At 47.0% G+C, this 12,689-nt stretch carries 18 protein-coding genes, 3 tRNA genes, 2 pseudogenes and 1 other annotated feature; of the genes and pseudogenes, 19 read left to right on the top strand and 4 right to left on the bottom strand.

The features are described from left to right. Nucleotides 1-35: 35 nt before the first annotated feature. Nucleotides 36-1,249 (bottom strand): IS3 family transposase gene (locus QUF14_RS16875; RefSeq protein WP_371829233.1). Its coding sequence is split into 2 segments (ribosomal slippage): nt 36-961 and nt 961-1,249, totalling 1,215 coding nucleotides; the frame shifts between segments, so codons are not numbered across the junction. After that, nucleotides 852-968: a sequence feature (AL1L pseudoknot), on the bottom strand. It overlaps the preceding gene by 117 nt. Before the next feature lie 55 nt (nt 1,250-1,304). On the opposite strand from QUF14_RS16875, the pseudogene QUF14_RS16870 reads away from it, so the two are divergent. From QUF14_RS16870 to QUF14_RS16810, 13 genes and pseudogenes are all read left to right on the top strand, one after another. Then, nucleotides 1,305-2,108, top strand: a pseudogene (locus tag QUF14_RS16870) (DnaB helicase C-terminal domain-containing protein); the annotation flags it as partial. Further along, nucleotides 2,105-2,362, top strand: a complete 258-nt coding sequence (locus QUF14_RS16865; protein ID WP_001041869.1) for a hypothetical protein — start codon at nt 2,105-2,107, stop codon at nt 2,360-2,362. The pseudogene QUF14_RS16870 and the gene QUF14_RS16865, both read left to right, overlap by 4 nt. Next, nucleotides 2,362-2,736, top strand: coding sequence for a RusA family crossover junction endodeoxyribonuclease (locus QUF14_RS16860; protein ID WP_001215514.1), 375 nt, complete (start codon nt 2,362-2,364; stop codon nt 2,734-2,736). Before QUF14_RS16865 ends, QUF14_RS16860 begins: the two co-directional genes overlap by 1 nt. Then, complete coding sequence (locus QUF14_RS16855) at nt 2,733-3,554, top strand: antitermination protein (protein ID WP_000762919.1); 822 nt, start codon at nt 2,733-2,735, stop codon at nt 3,552-3,554. Before QUF14_RS16860 ends, QUF14_RS16855 begins: the two co-directional genes overlap by 4 nt. A 43-nt stretch (nt 3,555-3,597) precedes the next feature. Then, nucleotides 3,598-3,735, top strand: coding sequence for a hypothetical protein (locus QUF14_RS16850; RefSeq protein ID WP_001329662.1), 138 nt, complete (start codon nt 3,598-3,600; stop codon nt 3,733-3,735). 64 nt (nt 3,736-3,799) lie between these two features. Further along, nucleotides 3,800-4,513 (top strand): STM1630 family protein, encoded by a 714-nt coding sequence (locus QUF14_RS16845; RefSeq protein WP_024166254.1) that lies wholly within the window; start codon nt 3,800-3,802, stop codon nt 4,511-4,513. A 174-nt stretch (nt 4,514-4,687) separates the two neighbouring features. Then, nucleotides 4,688-4,885, top strand: coding sequence for a hypothetical protein (locus QUF14_RS16840; RefSeq protein WP_000917767.1), 198 nt, complete (start codon nt 4,688-4,690; stop codon nt 4,883-4,885). A gap of 150 nt (nt 4,886-5,035) precedes the next feature. Then, on the top strand, nt 5,036-6,094 hold the full coding sequence (locus QUF14_RS16835; protein WP_135276010.1) for a DNA-methyltransferase: 1,059 nt from the start codon (nt 5,036-5,038) through the stop codon (nt 6,092-6,094). A 40-nt stretch (nt 6,095-6,134) separates the two neighbouring features. Next, nucleotides 6,135-6,210 (top strand) — tRNA-Ile (locus tag QUF14_RS16830). Between the two features lie 7 nt (nt 6,211-6,217). Continuing rightward, nucleotides 6,218-6,298, top strand: a tRNA-OTHER gene (locus QUF14_RS16825). Nucleotides 6,299-6,311: 13 nt separating this feature from the next. Further along, nucleotides 6,312-6,388, top strand: a tRNA-Arg gene (locus QUF14_RS16820). Between the two features lie 90 nt (nt 6,389-6,478). Further along, on the top strand, nt 6,479-7,438 hold the full coding sequence (gene stxA2g, locus QUF14_RS16815; protein WP_001364489.1) for a Shiga toxin Stx2g subunit A: 960 nt from the start codon (nt 6,479-6,481) through the stop codon (nt 7,436-7,438). A 12-nt stretch (nt 7,439-7,450) separates the two neighbouring features. Beyond that, nucleotides 7,451-7,720, top strand: a complete 270-nt coding sequence (locus tag QUF14_RS16810) for a Shiga toxin Stx2g subunit B (protein ID WP_000738083.1) — start codon at nt 7,451-7,453, stop codon at nt 7,718-7,720. A 93-nt stretch (nt 7,721-7,813) separates the two neighbouring features. Here the strand turns inward: QUF14_RS16810 and QUF14_RS16805 are convergent. Then, nucleotides 7,814-7,948, bottom strand: a pseudogene (locus QUF14_RS16805) (hypothetical protein); the annotation flags it as partial. Between the two features lie 341 nt (nt 7,949-8,289). Here QUF14_RS16805 and QUF14_RS16795 point away from each other — a divergent pair. Both QUF14_RS16795 and QUF14_RS16790 read left to right on the top strand, forming a co-directional pair. Beyond that, nucleotides 8,290-8,505: a class II holin family protein gene (locus QUF14_RS16795; protein WP_000284517.1), complete on the top strand. Its 216-nt coding sequence runs from the start codon at nt 8,290-8,292 to the stop codon at nt 8,503-8,505. Nucleotides 8,506-8,508: 3 nt separating this feature from the next. Further along, nucleotides 8,509-9,150, top strand: a complete 642-nt coding sequence (locus tag QUF14_RS16790) for a hypothetical protein (RefSeq protein WP_215261664.1) — start codon at nt 8,509-8,511, stop codon at nt 9,148-9,150. A gap of 9 nt (nt 9,151-9,159) precedes the next feature. On the opposite strand, the gene QUF14_RS16785 is transcribed toward QUF14_RS16790, so the two are convergent. Next, nucleotides 9,160-9,516: a hypothetical protein gene (locus tag QUF14_RS16785; protein WP_000818213.1), complete on the bottom strand. Its 357-nt coding sequence runs from the start codon at nt 9,514-9,516 to the stop codon at nt 9,160-9,162. 86 nt (nt 9,517-9,602) lie between these two features. On the opposite strand from QUF14_RS16785, the gene QUF14_RS16780 reads away from it, so the two are divergent. The 4 genes from QUF14_RS16780 to QUF14_RS29080 all read left to right on the top strand — a co-directional run bounded on the left by QUF14_RS16780 (nt 9,603) and on the right by QUF14_RS29080 (nt 11,082). After that, complete coding sequence (locus QUF14_RS16780) at nt 9,603-10,136, top strand: lysozyme (RefSeq protein ID WP_001092885.1); 534 nt, start codon at nt 9,603-9,605, stop codon at nt 10,134-10,136. 155 nt (nt 10,137-10,291) lie between these two features. Next, the gene (locus QUF14_RS16775; protein ID WP_052834940.1) at nt 10,292-10,474 is read left to right on the top strand and encodes a hypothetical protein; all 183 of its coding nucleotides are present in this window, start codon (nt 10,292-10,294) and stop codon (nt 10,472-10,474) included. A 12-nt stretch (nt 10,475-10,486) separates the two neighbouring features. Then, the gene (locus QUF14_RS16770) at nt 10,487-10,618 is read left to right on the top strand and encodes a hypothetical protein (RefSeq protein ID WP_371832130.1); all 132 of its coding nucleotides are present in this window, start codon (nt 10,487-10,489) and stop codon (nt 10,616-10,618) included. Further along, a complete protein-coding gene (locus QUF14_RS29080) occupies nt 10,615-11,082 on the top strand; it encodes a lysis protein (protein ID WP_001082615.1) in 468 nt (155 codons plus the stop codon). The genes QUF14_RS16770 and QUF14_RS29080 overlap by 4 nt, the downstream gene beginning before the upstream one ends. A 1,028-nt stretch (nt 11,083-12,110) precedes the next feature. On the opposite strand, the gene QUF14_RS16760 is transcribed toward QUF14_RS29080, so the two are convergent. Continuing rightward, nucleotides 12,111-12,323: a YlcI/YnfO family protein gene (locus QUF14_RS16760; RefSeq protein ID WP_000095729.1), complete on the bottom strand. Its 213-nt coding sequence runs from the start codon at nt 12,321-12,323 to the stop codon at nt 12,111-12,113. Nucleotides 12,324-12,689 lie beyond the last annotated feature (366 nt).

Raw genomic sequence — 12,689 nt, 5'->3', positions numbered from 1 at the left:
CCCCGGGTTTCCTGGAGAGTGTTTTATCTGTGAACTCAGGCTGCCAGATCATTGTTTCCGATGGAAGCATAATAAGCTTTTTCTGCTTCTGCCGGAGGAGTATGGCCCAGCCTTCCCAGCAATCGTCGATTGTTATACCAGTCCACCCACGTTAGTGTGGCCAGTTCCACTTCTGCACGGTTTTTCCAGCTCTTACGGTGTATTACCTCCGCTTTGTAAAGACCATTGATGCTCTCAGCCATCGCGTTGTCATACGAGTCGCCTGTACTCCCTGTTGATGCCAGTAATCCGGCTTCTTTTAGTCGCTCCGTATAGGCCAGTGACACATACTGAGAGCCTTTATCGCTGTGATGGATGGTGCCAGACGGACGACGGGCCCACAACGCCTGCTCCAGCGCATCCAGCACGAATGTCGTTTCCATAGACGATGAGACCCGCCACCCCACGATGTATCCGGCAAACACATCAATGATAAACGCCACATAGACGAAGCCCTGCCATGTGCTGACGTAAGTAAAATCAGCCACCCACAGCTGGTCAGGACGTTCTGCCACGAACTGACGGTTTACGCGGTCACCTGTGGCAACGGTTTTCCGGCTGACGGTAGTGCGGACCTTTTTACCCCGGAGAACACCGGCAAGTCCCATAACCGCCATGAGGCGCGCCACTGTACATCTGGCCACCCTGATTCCTTCCCGTAACAACTGACGCCAGACTTTACGCACACCGTACACCTGATGATTTTCATCGTATACGCGCTGTATCTCTCTCTTCAGCCAGTCATCGTGCTGCGCACGGGCACTGCGTTTATCCGGATGATGTCGCTGTTGCTGACAATGGTAATACGTTGACGGGGCAATATGCAGTTCGCTGCATACCGGTCCGACCCCGTACTGCTCACGCAGCTTATCCAGCAGTGGCATCATTTTTTCCAGAGGCGGTCGAACTCCGCCTTCGCAAAATAAGCGGAAGCCTGGCGAAGGATATCGTTACTGCGGCGCAGTTCACGATTTTCACGTTCCAGCTCTTTCAGACGCTGACGTTCAGCGCTGGTGAGCCCACCATCACCGCCCCCGGTATCCCGCTCATGCTGGCGAACCCAGACACGCAGAGTCTCCGGCGTACAGCCAATCTTTGGGGCAATGGAACAAATTGCCGCCCACTGTGAGTCATATTCATCCTGACTTTCCAGAACCATACGAATCGCCCGCTGACGGACTTCGGGGGAAAAACGAGTATTTTTAGTCATCCTGTTTACCTCTTTCTCAGGGAGTTTAGTCTCCAGGATTTCCGGGGCGGTTCAGGTGTTCATTGCGGCTCGTCCGTCAATGGGCAAAACCGAACTGGCGCTGGATATCATCGACAAGGTGACTGAGCAGGGGCATGGTGTTCTTCTGTTCACAATGGAAATGGCGAACATCCAGATTGGTGAACGCATGGTATCTGCGGCTGGAGGAATGCCGGTATCACGCCTGAAATCTGTCACTCACTTTGAAGACGAAGACTGGGCACGTTTCTCACAAGGAGTGGGGCGGATGACCGGGCGCAATATCTGGATGGTGGACCAGGCGAACCTGACCATTGATGAGATATGCGCAACAACGAAACACCACCTGATTAAACATCCGGAAACGGCGCTGGTGGTGGTTGATTATCTCGGGCTGATAAAAACCCGAACCACGGGGCGTCATGACCTTGCCGTGGGTGAAATATCAAAGGGGCTTAAAGGCCTGGCAAAATCTGGTGGTTTTCCCTTAATTGCGCTGAGCCAGCTCTCCCGTGGTGTGGAGTCCAGACCCAATAAACGCCCCATGAACTCAGACCTGAAAAATTCCGGAGAAATAGAGGCGGATGCGGACATCATTCTGATGCTTTACAGGGATGAAGTATACAACCCGGATACGCAGGCCAGAGGTATCGCGGAAATCAATATAACGAAACAACGTAACGGTTCTCTGGGAACGATTTACCGGCGTTTTTATAACGGACATTTTCTGCCCGTAGACCAGGAAAGCGCACAGGTTCTTTCCACCCCAATGCGGTCATCCCAGCCGCGCAGATACAGCAATAAGCGAACCGACAGCAGTAAGATGGAGCGTTTCTTTTGAACAAACAGACAATGACTTTTACCCCTGAACAATTACGTAAACAGGCGCAGGAAATGTTGCGACAGGCGGAACAACTGGAAAAAACAGGTGTAACAAAAGATGCCATTCGTCGGGATATGGTGCCGGCGCTCAGGGAACTGATGCAGGCGAAGCACCGCGCACAAAAAGCAGTGGATGAGATGGTGGATTGTGTGGCAGAACTGGAAACCAAAGTTGGTAAGTTTGAAAAACTGGTGCAGGAGGTGCTGCGCTGATGCGCCATGAGTTTATTTTACCTTATCCGCCGACGGTAAATACTTACTGGCGACGTCGTGGCAACACATATTTTGTATCAAAAGTCGGTGAGCGTTATCGCCGTGATGTGGCGCTAATTGTTCGCCAGCAGCGGTTGAAATTAAACCTGTCCGGAAGGCTGGCGATAAAGGTTATCGCAGAGCCGCCGGATAAGCGCCGTCGTGACCTGGACAATATCCTGAAAGCACTGCTGGATGCGCTGACACATGCGGGGTTGCTTATCGACGACGAGCAGTTTGATGAAATCAATATTGTGCGAGGTCAGGTCGTTCCTGGTGGTCGGCTGGGCGTGAAGATTTACGAAATAATGCATGACGGGCAGGTCCAAAAATGAAACTGGAAGATTTACCGAAATACTATTCCCCGAAATCGCCAGGCCTGACTGATGCATCCGCCTCGACATCAAAAGATGCACTGAGTATCACTGATGTGATGGCTGCACAGGGCATGACACAGAACTGGGCTGAGATGGGATTTTCTGCGTTCCTGGGGAAAATGGGCATTAGTATGAACGACAGGGCGCGGGCAACAGAATTACTGGCAGATTATGCATTAAGTCAGTGCGATCGCGTGGCGGCGTTAAGAAAACTTCCGGCAGAAATAAAACCGGCAGTGATGCGCATTATGGCTTCGTATGCTTTTGAGGATTATGCCCGCAGTGCAGCGAGTAAAAAGCAGTGTTCTTGTTGCCGTGGGGAAAAATTTATTGAAAGCGAAGTTTTTACAAACAAGGTTCAGTATCCGGATGGTAAGCCGCCAGTATGGGCAAAGTGCACAAAAGGCGTGTATCCGTCTTATTGGGAAGAATGGAAAAAAATCCGGGAGGTGGTGAAAGTTTCCTGTCCTGAATGTAAAGGGAAGGGAGAGATCTCCACTGCCTGTAAAGACTGCCGTGGGCGTGGTGTTGCCATTCATCGTGAAGAGTCAGAAAAACGGGGTATGCCTGTTATCAGGGACTGCCGGCGTTGTGGCGGTCGTGGCTATGAAAGACTGCCATCAACGGAGGCATTTAATGCCATATGCAAAGTGACGAGTGCTATCACGCTTGATACATGGAAAAAATCAGTGAAACGCTTTTACGATACGTTGGTGGTTCGGTTTGACATTGAAGAGGCATGGGCGGAGCGGCAGTTAAAGAGGGTAACGCGATAGTGTTGTTGATTTTTCCCGAATCTGTGGTAAATTTGCTCTAACGATGGGCGTTTTATGCCTGACGTTAGAAGGATTTTTACAGCCCGCCATCGAGCGGGTTTTTTATATCTGGAAAGCGGTGCATAACGTTAAACGTGATGGCGATTGTGCAATGAGTTTCTCCTGCTCTGAAGTCTCTTGACTGCATGGAATCTCCTTTGTTATGTAAGGTGAGTCAATGTTTTTAAATTGTTAGAGAGATGGGTATGGATGACAGTACTCTACTGAGGAACTCTTCACTTTTTATTGCTTATATGGGCTGTCTTGGATGGGGAAGCGCTTATTTCTATGGATGGGGTACTTCCTTTTACTATGGCTTTCCATGGTGGGTTGTCGGAGCTGGCGTTGATGATGTGGCCCGAAGTTTGTTTTATGCTGTGACCGTTATCGTTATATTCCTTACTGGATGGGGTGTTGGTATTGTTTTCTTTTTAGGCATAAAACAAAAAAACAATATACAGAATTTGAGTTTTATCAGACTTTTTCTGGCAATATTGCTGCTTTTTATTCCACCTGTTCTGGAATTTTCGGTCATTCATCAGTACGTTGAGCCAGATGTGCTTATTTTTTGTGTTATTGCTGTCTTTATAATTACGCTTTTTGTCAGGTCAGGAAGAAAACTTATTTCAGTCAAATGCTTTTCGGAAGTATCTTTTATTCGCCATCACCGAATTGAGTTCATGATGGCTGGATTCATGATTTATTTCTGGACATTCTCTCTTATTGCCGGTTGGTACAAACCCCAGTTTAAGAGGGAATATCAGTCGATCCACTATGATAATGTCTGGTATTACGTTCTTGCACGCTATGATGATCGTCTTGTGTTATCAAAATCGTACAGAAGTGGGAGTACGAAATTCGTTATACTTAATAGCGGACATATTGATGATTTTGAAATTAACATTGTCAGGGTGCGTTAAAATCACCTGAGTAACAAAGAATTTTTACTGCCCGTCATTGAGCATTTTTTTATGCCCCGAAAGTGGTGCGGTATATTAAACGCGCTGGTGGTTATTAATACCGGTCTTTCAGCTTGCTGGCTTTTTCGACAAGAGGTATTGGTATGTCACGTTAACCAGAAAAGGGAAAAAGACATGCTAAAACAGCAGGATATGACCGAAACCGCCAGAGTGGTGTTTAATGAATTAAGTGTCACCGAACCGGCGACCGTCGGGGAAATTGCGCAGAATACTTACCTTTCACGCGAACGCTGTCAGTTAATACTGACCCAGCTTGTTATGGCGGGTCTGGCAGATTATCAGTTCGGTTGTTACAGACGCCTTCCGCAGTGAAGGCTTTTTAATTTGTGGTAATGGGCGGCTGGTGGGTGTTAGCGGCACCTGCCAGCCATCTGCTCATACGTTGGGGTCACAAGCAAACCTCAGGCCCATCTGCTTTGCGCAAAAGCGGTATGAGCCTATCAGAGAAGTGCTTATTGATCTATGGTTGATACTGTAAAAATATCCAGTTGTGAGTTAATCAACGCTGATTGCCTGGAGTTTATCCAGGCCTTACCGGAAAACTCTGTCGACCTGATAGTCACAGACCCGCCATACTTTAAAGTGAAGCCCGAGGGCTGGGATAACCAGTGGAAGGGCGATGATGATTACCTGAAATGGCTGGACCAGTGTCTGGAGCAGTTCTGGCGGGTATTAAAGCCCGCCGGAAGTCTTTACCTGTTCTGTGGTCATCGCCTGGCATCTGATATCGAAATCATGATGCGTGAACGCTTTAATGTGCTGAATCACATTATCTGGGCGAAGCAGTCCGGACGCTGGAACGGGTGCAGTAAGGAAAGCCTGCGGGCGTATTTTCCCGCCACAGAGCGTATTCTGTTTGCTGAACATTATCAGGGGCCATACCAGCCAAAAAATGGCGGCTATGCGGCAAAGGAGCGCGAGCTTAAACAGCATGTGATGTCTCCGCTGATTTCTTACTTTCGTGATGCGCGTGAATCACTGGGGATAACGTCGAAACAGATAGCGGAAGCCACCGGAAAGAAAAACATGGTGTCGCACTGGTTTGGTGCCCGCCAGTGGCAGTTACCGAACGAAGCTGATTACAACAAATTGCAGGCGTTGTTTGCGCGTGTTGCAGCAGAAAAACATCAGCGCGGTGAACTGGAGCAGCCACACCACCAGCTGGTCAGCACATACAGTGAACTGAACCGGCAGTATACGGAACTGCTGAGAGAATATAAAAATTTGCGGCGGTATTTCGGTGTGACTGTGCAGGTGCCGTACACCGATGTGTGGATGCATAAACCGGTGCAGTACTATCCCGGGAAACATCCGTGCGAAAAACCGGCAGAAATGTTGCAGCAGATAATCAGCGCAAGCAGTCGTCCGGGAGATCTGGTTGCAGATTTTTTCATGGGGTCGGGTTCGACGGTCAAAGCAGCGATGGCGCTGGGACGTCGTGCAATTGGCGTTGAGCTGGAGACTGAGCGTTTTGAGCAGACGGTCAAGGAAGTTCAGGATTTAGTCAGTCAGAACGGATGATATTGCAGAATTAGTTACGTACCGTTATTATCCTGCGCCCGGCCCTTTAGCTCAGTGGTGAGAGCGAGCGACTCATAATCGCCAGGTCGCTGGTTCAAATCCAGCAAGGGCCACCATAACATACCGCCATTAGCTCATCAGGAAGAGCAGACGACACGATAACAGGGTTGTTGGTGCGGGGTTCGAGTCCTCGATGGCGGTCCATTATCTGCATCATGCGTTGTTAGCTCAGTCGGACAGAGCAATTGCCTTCTAAGCAATCGGTCACTGGTTCGAATCCAGTACAACGCGCCATATTTATTTACCAGGCTCGCTTTTGCGGGCCTTTTTTATATCTGCGCCGGGTCTGGTGCTGATTACTTCAGCCAAAAGGAATACCTGTATATGAAGTGTATATTGTTTAAATGGGTACTGTGCCTGTTACTGGGCTTTTCTTCGGTATCCTATTCCCGGGAATTTACGATAGACTTTTCGACTCAACAAAGTTATGTATCTTCGTTAAATAGTATACGGACAGAAATATCGACCCCTCTTGAGCATATATCTCAGGGGGCTACATCGGTATCTGTTATTAATCATACTCCACCGGGTAGTTATATTTCTGTGGATATCCGAGGGCTTGATATCTATGAGGCGCGTTTTGACCATCTTCGTCTGATTATTGAGCAAAATAATTTATATGTGGCCGGGTTCGTTAATACGGCCACAAATACTTTCTACCGTTTTTCAGATTTTACACATATATCAGTGCCCGGTGTGACAACTGTTTCCATGACAACGGACAGCAGTTATACCACGCTGCAACGTGTCGCAGCGCTGGAACGTTCCGGAATGCAAATCAGTCGTCACTCACTGGTTTCATCATATCTGGCGTTAATGGAGTTCAGTGGTAATACAATGACCAGAGATGCATCCAGAGCAGTTCTGCGTTTTGTCACTGTTACAGCAGAAGCCTTACGGTTCAGGCAAATACAGAGAGAATTTCGTCTGGCACTGTCTGAAACTGCTCCTGTTTATACGATGACGCCGGAAGACGTGGACCTCACTCTGAACTGGGGGAGAATCAGCAATGTGCTTCCGGAGTATCGGGGAGAGGATAGTGTCAGAGTGGGGAGAATATCCTTTAATAATATATCAGCAATACTGGGTACTGTAGCGGTTATTCTGAATTGCCATCATCAGGGGACGCGTTCGGTTCGCTACGTGAATGAAGAGATGCAACCAGAATGTCAGATAAGTGGCGACAGGCCAGTTATAAAAATAAACAATACATTATGGGAAAGTAATACAGCAGCAGCCTTTCTGAACAGAAAGTCTCAGTCATTATATACAACGGGTGAATGAAAGGAGTTAAGCATGAAGAAGATGTTTATGGCGGTTTTATTTGCATTGGTTTCTGTTAATGCAATGGCGGCGGATTGTGCTAAAGGTAAAATTGAGTTTTCCAAATATAATGGGGATAACACATTTACTGTAAAGGTTGACGGGAAAGAATACTGGACTAACCGGTGGAATTTGCAGCCGTTGTTACAAAGTGCACAGTTAACAGGAATGACCGTAACAATCAAATCCAATACCTGTGAATCAGGCTCTGGATTTGCTGAAGTGCAGTTTAATAATGACTGAAGAATAACCTGATTCGTGGTATGTGGGTAACAAGTGTAATCCGTGTCACTATTCAGTCAGTTGACAGTTGCCTGTCAGACTGAGCATTTGTTAAAAAAATCTCGCATGGTGAATCCCCCTGTGCGGAGGGGCAATCAGCAAGTAGGTATATGGGATAATTGCGGATTCAGGTGCTGATACTGAATTCACCGGGAGGCACCCGGCACCATGCAGGTAAGCAGTGTAAATGTTTACATAAGCAAATCCCCTCACCGGAGGGGATTTTTTACGCCCAAAAATTCCGCGTATGGTGTTGAGATTGAAAGCCTGGTGCTGGAAATAAATGCACCGACATCATAATAAAAAAACGCCAGCACAGAAGAGAACGGGAAAACGAGTCTGACGCTGGCGTGGGGATATTCCCCGTGGAGAAATGATATGTAACACATATCGGGAGTATTTTTATATAAAAATGATAACCATTGTCAATCATAACGGTCAGGAATGATGACGTTTATGCATCAGAGCCATCAGTAATTAACGGGTGGCTTTTTTATTGTTGTCAGCTTCCGGATAACGGGAGACGGGGTATGTACCAGATGGAAAAAATCACAACAGGTGTGTCATACACCACGTCAGCGGTGGGGACGGGATACTGGTTACTGCAGCTGCTGGACAAAGTCTCTCCGTCCCAGTGGGTGGCAATAGGCGTGCTGGGGAGTCTGCTGTTTGGTCTGCTGACGTATCTGACGAACCTGTATTTCAAAATTAAAGAAGACCGGCGTAAGGCGGCGCGGGGAGAGTAGACGATGAACCATGAAGAAATGAATCAGCGCATAAGTTGCCTGGAAAATGAAATCACTGAACTGAATAAAAAACTGTCGGTGCTGATGGTTTCTGAAGATGAAAAAAAACGCCGCGATGAGCAGGAAGCAGCGTTTTACGATGATTGCATCAAAATTGCTCGCAGGACCTTTGCGAAGATTTTGCAGGAAAAGTTTTTACCGACCGCATTGTCAGAAAAGTACTCCATTACAGTTAAAAGTGCCGGAGAGGAAGGCAATAAACGTTATTTTATTGCGTCTGCACCGGATAAAGACCAGGCATGGGGGGGGAATCGGCCATCTTTTATTGTGACAAGCGATGACTGGAATATCACGATCCGTGAAGATGGAAAAGTAACACCAGCATCGCACCAGCACAGTGAGGCGCTCATTGAATTTGCCATTGATTACCTGAAGAACAATAAAAAGCAGGGACTAATGAAGCGCATTGGTCGTTGCATGGGATATCTGCAGGTAGCTGCTGAGATTGAAGCGCTGGCCAGTGGTGCGGACAAGGATGCAGTTGTGCGGGAGGCTCTTCTTCGTGATTTTGATAATCCACCCTTTAAAAAAGTGCCTGCTTACTGGTTTCATCCAGGACTGACTTATCTTAAAGGACGTATATAAGCTGGCTCGTTATCTGTTGCCGGATAATCGACGGAAGATGCGTTCTTTTTGTGATTTGGCGTAATGATGATCCCACTCACATTCAAGGTAGTTTAATTCTTCGTTTAACCAGTCATTTATATTGTCTTTCAGACGTAGAAGCATGGCTGGTGTTAATATTCTGGACATAATGTCGAGAGTTGGTGGTGTGAGGTGTCCATACGGCTCAGCCTGAATGGATTTTACTGCTTTGTGGTTTTGCTGAATGAGTTTAAGGAATGCTGATTTAAATTGTTCATTCATGGCCTGCATGCAGGCGGTATATTTATGTTCATCGTTATACATTGCTAAATCCTCGACGGGAATTGTCAGATATATTTCAGCCATCAGGTAAAACACCAGTGCCCACCACTGGCGGGCTGAAGACTTAACATATCCAGGGATTCGGAACCGATAAATCCTGATAAATATCCATGAACACCAAAATCAAATACGGTCTGTCGGCTGCCGTTCTGGCGCTGATTGCCGCAGGTGCGCCTGCGCCTGAAATCCTCGACCAGTTTCTGGATGAAAAGGAAGGTAACCACACCACGGCATACCGTGATGGTGCGGGGATCTGGACCATCTGCCGTGGAGCCACCCGGGTGGATGGTAAGCCTGTTATTCCTGGCATGAAGCTGTCAAAGGAAAAATGCGACCGGGTTAACGCCATTGAACGTGATAAGGCGCTGGCATGGGTGGCGAAAAACATCAAAGTGCCACTGACTGAACCCCAGAAAGCGGGGATCGCGTCATTCTGCCCGTATAACATTGGCCCCGGTAAGTGTTTCCCGTCGACGTTTTATAAACGAATTAATGCAGGCGATCGCAGGGGAGCGTGTGAAGCGATTCGCTGGTGGATTAAGGACGGTGGCAGAGACTGCCGTATCCGCTCAAACAACTGTTACGGTCAGATATCCCGTCGTGACCAGGAGAGCGCGCTGGCGTGCTGGGGAATCGACAGATAAGCAGAATATTTTGCTGAAAAATGACGTTGACCAACGCGGACGGATAACACGAAATCCTGCGAACTGGCAAAACCTAAGTGAATAAAAGTAAAACCCCGTTTGTTGGCAGCAAGCGGGGTTTTGTGTTTCTGACCTTGGATAAGGCAAGGGAGAACATGGAAAAGTATAAACGAATTCTGTTGAGGTTGACTATGAAAAACGGCCTTGAACTGAAAGCGCCTGTAACTGATGACATCAGCAGAGCGCTGGCTTTTGCTATTAAGTGGGTGGCGGTCGGTATTGCTGTGTCTCCGATGCTGTATGGGCTGGCAAAACTGGTCATTGCGTTGAAATCGTGAAGAGGATTAAGCATGTCAGACAAGCTCATAACGCTGGCGAAGATCCTCTGTGTAATCGTCGGCATTTCATTTTCACTAATGCTGGTTGCTCTTAGGCTGGATGATGTTGTCTTCGTCGGGGATGCTGGGGTGAGGGGGATATGAACCGTGTTCTGTGTGTGGTGATTATTGTCCTGCTGGTAGCCTGTGGTGCGCTTGGTCTGGGGCTGAATCATTACCGCGATAACGCCATCACTTACAAAGAGCTGCGCGATAAAAAAGTCAGTGAGCTGAAGCTGGCGAACGCCACCATTACTGATATGCAGCAGCGCCAGCACGATGTTGCTGCGCTCGATGCAAAATACTCGAGGGAATTAGCCGATGCGAGAGCTGAAAATGAAACTCTGCGTGCTGATGTTACCGCTGGTCGTAAGCGCCTGCGGATCAACGCCACCTGCTCAGGTTCCGTGCGTGAAGCCACCGCCACCGCCCGCGTGGGCAATGATGCCAGCGTCGAACTCTCTCAAGTTGCTGGACGAAACGTTCTCGGTATCAGAGACGGAATCATCAGCGACCAGGCAGCATTGAGAACGCTTCAGGAATATATCCGTACTCAGTGCCTGAAATAGTTTTTTCAATGCGTTGTATCGTCGCCGTATTTCCGCATTAACAGAGACCGCAGCCCTACGGGGAGACTCCTCTGCGCGAGTGTGCGGGGATAATCAAAAACGATACACACCGGGGTTTACTGCGTTAACGGAGCGCGGCGTTGTCCCCTCATAGTCGCCTGGCCGGTGCGATGGTGGAAGAAACCGGAAATTTATTCAATAAAAAAACCTGCCGGGTTGTTACGGCAGGTTATGGCACATGCAGAAGAGAATGTTGTTGTTATGACGAATTTTTTATCAGATTTTAATGCAAGTATTCAATTCGAAATAACCGAGCCTGAATTACAATATATGTTATGAATTATTCTCTTATTTTTTGAGCCATTCAACAAGACTGGCATGGAGCAGTTACCCGATCTCCATAAAGGAATAACAGGAAATATCTTATTATTAAGCATTTCTGAATAATAAATGAGGTCGCTGGATTAATATATTGTCTTTTTAACTGGAGTTGCGGTAGTTTTGCCCGATGTTTTTTGATGACTTATTATTTATTCTTATGCAATATGCGATTTTAAGTATGTTAAGTCTTTATCGGATTGTTTATGTAAGCACGATGGTTAAATTTTATGATTCTCTGCCGTCTGACATGGATTGAATTTGCTCATTATTTGACTGGGTGAATACATCATAAAATGAAAACGGGGCAACTGCACTCGCAGGCTCTTTGTCAGTGTCGCTGGTGTGTTTTGGGGCTGATAACGATGAAGACCTCTCCCGGAGGAGATTCAGACATACCTGCACAAAGCCTGAATTGAAAAGCAACAGTTATAATGTGCAGTGCGGTGGGGATGAAAAATATGTGAGCATAATCAAAAAAACTGCTGTGTTGGAGCACAGCAGTAAAGGTACTGATAAGGGTAGAAGATTATTATTGTTATTCTTTTTTATTTTATATGACGGATGATTTCAATTCGGAATAAATACGACTAATAACTGCGACTTTTTGTAAATTCAGCAATATAAAGAAATGGTTATATGAACAGTTATCACAGAGCAGACGGTGTATCATTCTTTGTTACAGTTAACTGACGGGCACATTTTATGTCTGCTGCCAGCCTCCGGCGACAGGCTTCAATAACCCATGCCGAAAAGTTGCCGGAGCCTTTATGCTCAAGGGCGATATTGATCTGCTCAATCATGTGATTGGGAAAACGGATGTTACGGGTTGTTGTTTTGCTGGTTTTGTTCTTCGATGACATTGTCTTTTTCCATATTCACTGCAGTGTTCTGTATTGTCCAAAGATGTTTTTACTTAAATTTGATGCAGATCAATTAATGCATTGAGACCGAACTCATTATTTGTCCTCTTTCATGGTGAACTTGTCGGTTGAGATAACTTTTATTTAATTGATAATTATTATCATTTTCGGGTCCTTTCTGGCGATCCGGCCTGTTACGGGGCGGCGACCTCGCGGGTTTTCGCTATTTATGAAAATTTTCCGGGATCCATGTCCGGTTTCTCTTCAAGTTAACTATATGAAAAATATAAAAACAGGTTTTCTGTGAACCGGACATGAACAAAAAATAGACATGTAAGCCGGACATGACCGGTTTTGTTGTGATTG

Origin of the sequence: Escherichia sp. HH091_1A (assembly GCF_030295175.1) — a bacterium.
Taxonomy (GTDB): domain Bacteria; phylum Pseudomonadota; class Gammaproteobacteria; order Enterobacterales; family Enterobacteriaceae; genus Escherichia; species Escherichia coli_F.
The sequence above is the reverse complement of the archived record's forward strand: the minus strand, read 5'-3'. Positions and strand labels throughout refer to the sequence as shown.

What these genes read in the sequence shown, in the direction of transcription:
- QUF14_RS16860 (WP_001215514.1), top strand. Translation starts at nt 2,362, where the DNA reads ATGCGCCATGAGTTTATTTTACCTTATCCGCCGACGGTAAATACTTAC.
- QUF14_RS16855 (WP_000762919.1), top strand. Translation starts at nt 2,733, where the DNA reads ATGAAACTGGAAGATTTACCGAAATACTATTCCCCGAAATCGCCAGGC.
- QUF14_RS16850 (WP_001329662.1), top strand. Translation starts at nt 3,598, where the DNA reads ATGGGCGTTTTATGCCTGACGTTAGAAGGATTTTTACAGCCCGCCATC.
- QUF14_RS16845 (WP_024166254.1), top strand. Translation starts at nt 3,800, where the DNA reads ATGGATGACAGTACTCTACTGAGGAACTCTTCACTTTTTATTGCTTAT.
- QUF14_RS16840 (WP_000917767.1), top strand. Translation starts at nt 4,688, where the DNA reads ATGCTAAAACAGCAGGATATGACCGAAACCGCCAGAGTGGTGTTTAAT.
- QUF14_RS16835 (WP_135276010.1), top strand. Translation starts at nt 5,036, where the DNA reads ATGGTTGATACTGTAAAAATATCCAGTTGTGAGTTAATCAACGCTGAT.
- stxA2g (WP_001364489.1), top strand. Translation starts at nt 6,479, where the DNA reads ATGAAGTGTATATTGTTTAAATGGGTACTGTGCCTGTTACTGGGCTTT.
- QUF14_RS16810 (WP_000738083.1), top strand. Translation starts at nt 7,451, where the DNA reads ATGAAGAAGATGTTTATGGCGGTTTTATTTGCATTGGTTTCTGTTAAT.
- QUF14_RS16795 (WP_000284517.1), top strand. Translation starts at nt 8,290, where the DNA reads ATGTACCAGATGGAAAAAATCACAACAGGTGTGTCATACACCACGTCA.
- QUF14_RS16790 (WP_215261664.1), top strand. Translation starts at nt 8,509, where the DNA reads ATGAACCATGAAGAAATGAATCAGCGCATAAGTTGCCTGGAAAATGAA.
- QUF14_RS16785 (WP_000818213.1), bottom strand. Translation starts at nt 9,516, where the DNA reads ATGGCTGAAATATATCTGACAATTCCCGTCGAGGATTTAGCAATGTAT.
- QUF14_RS16780 (WP_001092885.1), top strand. Translation starts at nt 9,603, where the DNA reads ATGAACACCAAAATCAAATACGGTCTGTCGGCTGCCGTTCTGGCGCTG.
- QUF14_RS16775 (WP_052834940.1), top strand. Translation starts at nt 10,292, where the DNA reads ATGGAAAAGTATAAACGAATTCTGTTGAGGTTGACTATGAAAAACGGC.
- QUF14_RS16770 (WP_371832130.1), top strand. Translation starts at nt 10,487, where the DNA reads ATGTCAGACAAGCTCATAACGCTGGCGAAGATCCTCTGTGTAATCGTC.
- QUF14_RS29080 (WP_001082615.1), top strand. Translation starts at nt 10,615, where the DNA reads ATGAACCGTGTTCTGTGTGTGGTGATTATTGTCCTGCTGGTAGCCTGT.
- QUF14_RS16760 (WP_000095729.1), bottom strand. Translation starts at nt 12,323, where the DNA reads ATGTCATCGAAGAACAAAACCAGCAAAACAACAACCCGTAACATCCGT.